The organism is Psychromonas algicola (assembly GCF_004378355.1).
Taxonomy (GTDB): domain Bacteria; phylum Pseudomonadota; class Gammaproteobacteria; order Enterobacterales; family Psychromonadaceae; genus Psychromonas.
In genome coordinates this window covers 1-3,283 of the sequence record NZ_SNUB01000059.1, presented here as the reverse complement: position 1 = coordinate 3,283, position 3,283 = coordinate 1, and the positions used below count along the sequence as shown (strand labels likewise).

Sequence of the window (3,283 nt, the reverse complement as noted above, 5' to 3'; positions counted from 1 at the left end):
TGTGTATTTTAGTTTTTATCGATTAGGTTGTATTGACCTTGAATCAAGTAAAGACTATTGGACGGTAAAAGTGTAACCCATGTATGTTTAATAAAGTGTTACCTATGAACTTGACTGTACAGGCCCTAATTTCATTTGTATTAGGATTGATCAAAGTAGCAGGAATAGCCTGATAATTATCAACTCCTGCACTTTCTAGAACAGTTAACAACTTATTACTAGCTAGCACTGTCCCCCCAGTTAAAAAATGAGGAATGCTCTCACCGATAGGGAAATTATGTTCAAAAATTAATTTAGGTAATTTTTGGGGATCTATAACTCGACCTTGCATTACACTTTGCTCCCGAAGCAAAGGTGCTTTTTGTACACCAAAATCAACGTATCCAGTAGTACTAAATTTGTAATATTGATTCATAGATCTTCTCCTTGATTAGCTTGGTGTTTACATTTAGGTTTATGACATTCAGTAGAAAATTGCTGGATACTCAATCATTTAAATCTTTAACTATATGATTTTATTTCGTTTAACTAATGAGTATCCACTACTTTGCATCTTCCCTTTGATTATTATTAAGATCAACGTTTGGATGTCCACTACTTTCACTTATATTGAGAGTTTACAGTAAGGGAAAACGCATAAAATTGAGAGAGCTAATAGATAAAAGGTCATTTTATTTGTTATCCAACGGGCTTTTGTGGGATCTATTCTACGCTTTTAAATATTAGGAGCATGCCTTTAATTTTAAATTAAAAAATAAAGGCAGCCGTGTACTTTGATCTTCTACTTCATAAACAATAAAGAAATATTTATTTAACTTCCTCACCTAATTTAGCTTCTTCTAATACTTTGCGTATTAAAGCTTCCTCTATTTTATATTTAACATTCCCTTCTTCTATTTCTTTAGGAGTCGAACGCATTAACGAAAACCAAGAAGTTGTAGAAGACACTGTTGCTTCTTTAGAAACAACTAAATCGGTATTTGGATCGGTATAAGTAACAATATAATCCTCATAGTGATAAAGAGGAGATAAACCAAAGGTAATTATATTAAAGAAGCCTGTTACACCTTCTAAAAATCCATTCATTTCATCCTTTATAACAGAAATATGAGGTGTTGATGAAACCTGAGATTTGTCACCAGGTACCGCTTGTAAACCTCGCTCTTTAAATTTATCAACAACACTGTTAATACGGTTTCTATTTGAACAAGACGTTTTTATGGTATTCCCTATACGACTGTCATAACAACTAAGGCTAGCTTCAATGTTTAATGGAAATATTTGTAAATCATTTTTCGAATACTTAGTACTTTGATTGCTCGTTTCTTTTAATAAGTCCATATCTGAGACTGTAATATGAGTACAGCCAGATAAAACAATTAAAGATAAAGTTAAGGTTAATATTTTCATATAATTATTTTTCCATTAAGTTTAATAAGCATCACATTCTATATATCAATTAGTTATCAGTCTAGAGCATTGAAAAGATAAAAAACAAATATAAACTAAATACAAAAAGACATTTTTTATTTAATGTTTAGCTCGCCTATTCTCATCGGAATATTTTGATTATTATTAGCGGGTTTTCAAACCATGCTTTAGTAAGTAAAGCATGATTTGAAAAGTTAATAATCTTCTCAACTGGACAACATTATACCTAGTCAAATAACACAGGATATAAAGAAGCGATTAATAGCAAAGCCATTACACCGTTAAATAAACGCAATCGCTTTACACTAGATAAAATGCTTTGTAACTTTTGTCCAAGTATTACCCAAACGCTGACTGATGGGATATTAACAATTCCAAAAACCAGAGCAACTAAGAGAACCGATTGAAGATCTCTTTGCGGCGCATAAATAGCAATCGCACTTAATGCCATTGTCCACGCTTTTGGATTAACCCATTGAAACAAGCTAGCTTGGATAAAAGAAAACGGTTTAGCCTTCTCCGATTGCCCACTTTCAGGGGCCGTCGAAGTAGCCACTTTATAAGCTAAATAAAATAAATAAACCACACTCGTCCACTTCAATATCAAATAGCTAGCAGGGAACAAATCAAAGACTTGCATAATACCAATACCAACAAGCGCTACCATCAAGGTAAAGCCTAAGCCAACGCCCATCATATGAGGCAAGGTTTTACGGAATCCAAAGTTAGCACCAGAGCTCATTAACATTAAATTATTTGGCCCAGGCGATATCGAAGAAGCAAAGGCAAACAAGGCTAACGCAATCAATATTTCTATATTCATTTTCATTCCAGTATCAAAGTTTATTGAAGAAATACTATAAATGACTTCCCACGACATTAAATTGCCTTTATTGTTTAATTTTAGAAATAAGAGCAATTAATCATGAAAATTGACAAGTTTACCGAACAAATATTGCAAGAATTAAAAAATGACGGTCGAATGAGTAATATCGATTTAGCTGACAAGGTAGGATTATCACCCTCAGCGTGTTTACGCAGAGTGCAAGATCTAGAGCGCCAAGGCATCATTAGCGGTTATCGCGCGGTGATTAATAATAGAAAATTAGGCAAAGGTTTTAGTGCTTTTGTGACCGTTGGTTTATCCATCCATACAAAAGATGCACAGTTAGCATTTGAACAAGCTATTGCTCAATCAGATGAAGTATTAGAATGTCACAATGTAACCGGTAATTACGAATACCTGTTAAGAGTAGAAACAACAGATCTAATGGCTTATAAACACTTTCATACAGACGTATTAGGTGATTTACCGCAAGTCGCGACGATCAGTACGCATGTAGTGATGGATTCAACGAAGGATGAGTATAAATAGTTTTTGTATTGGTAAACAAAAAATGTAGAAATTAAATATTAACTCGTCTACGCTCGTCGGGTCATTTGGAGCATTCTTAGCAGTGTTTTCGCCCTGTCGGCGACATACTTTTTCTTACCAGAAGAATAAAGTAAGCAAAAAGACTGGCTCCCAACTCGTTTTTTAATCTGAATAAATAACAGCCTTCTAAACGCACCGCTCATACTCGACATCCATGTCTCGAAATGAGCTAGCAACGGCATCCCTGCCTCTGCTTGCTAAAGGCAGTCATTCATTCAGAAAAACTCAACGGGAGAGTTTGATGTAGCCACATTGAGTATCGTTATTATTAAGTCATTGATATTGTTGAGTTCAATGAGTGGATGCTGAGATGGTCACTCCAAAACGGCATCGCAATGTGCCAAGATAGATAAGTATTCAGCAAATCAATCTAAATATGGAGTGACCAACATGAAATGTAGCGTAATTAGTATCGAC

4 protein-coding genes are annotated in these 3,283 nt (G+C 34.4%); 1 reads left to right on the top strand and 3 read right to left on the bottom strand.

Annotation, left to right across the window (positions count from 1 at the left end; all coding sequences use genetic code 11):
- Window positions 1-43: 43 nt before the first annotated feature.
- The 3 genes from E2R67_RS16285 to E2R67_RS16275 all read right to left on the bottom strand — a co-directional run bounded on the left by E2R67_RS16285 (window position 44) and on the right by E2R67_RS16275 (window position 2,254).
- The gene (locus E2R67_RS16285; protein ID WP_134291999.1) at window positions 44-415 is read right to left on the bottom strand and encodes a hypothetical protein; all 372 of its coding nucleotides are present in this window, start codon (window positions 413-415) and stop codon (window positions 44-46) included.
- A gap of 392 nt (window positions 416-807) precedes the next feature.
- Window positions 808-1,410, bottom strand: coding sequence for a hypothetical protein (locus E2R67_RS16280; protein ID WP_134291998.1), 603 nt, complete (start codon window positions 1,408-1,410; stop codon window positions 808-810).
- Window positions 1,411-1,657: 247 nt separating this feature from the next.
- The gene (locus E2R67_RS16275; protein ID WP_134292000.1) at window positions 1,658-2,254 is read right to left on the bottom strand and encodes a LysE family translocator; all 597 of its coding nucleotides are present in this window, start codon (window positions 2,252-2,254) and stop codon (window positions 1,658-1,660) included.
- Window positions 2,255-2,356: 102 nt separating this feature from the next.
- Here E2R67_RS16275 and E2R67_RS16270 point away from each other — a divergent pair, with 102 nt between their 5' ends.
- Complete coding sequence (locus tag E2R67_RS16270; protein ID WP_134291997.1) at window positions 2,357-2,806, top strand: Lrp/AsnC family transcriptional regulator; 450 nt, start codon at window positions 2,357-2,359, stop codon at window positions 2,804-2,806.
- Window positions 2,807-3,283 lie beyond the last annotated feature (477 nt).

Excerpts from the sequence above, each read along its gene's own strand:
- E2R67_RS16280 (WP_134291998.1), bottom strand. The coding sequence starts at position 1,410 with ATGAAAATATTAACCTTAACTTTATCTTTAATTGTTTTATCTGGCTGT.
- E2R67_RS16270 (WP_134291997.1), top strand. The coding sequence starts at position 2,357 with ATGAAAATTGACAAGTTTACCGAACAAATATTGCAAGAATTAAAAAAT.
- E2R67_RS16275 (WP_134292000.1), bottom strand. The coding sequence starts at position 2,254 with ATGAATATAGAAATATTGATTGCGTTAGCCTTGTTTGCCTTTGCTTCT.
- E2R67_RS16285 (WP_134291999.1), bottom strand. The coding sequence starts at position 415 with ATGAATCAATATTACAAATTTAGTACTACTGGATACGTTGATTTTGGT.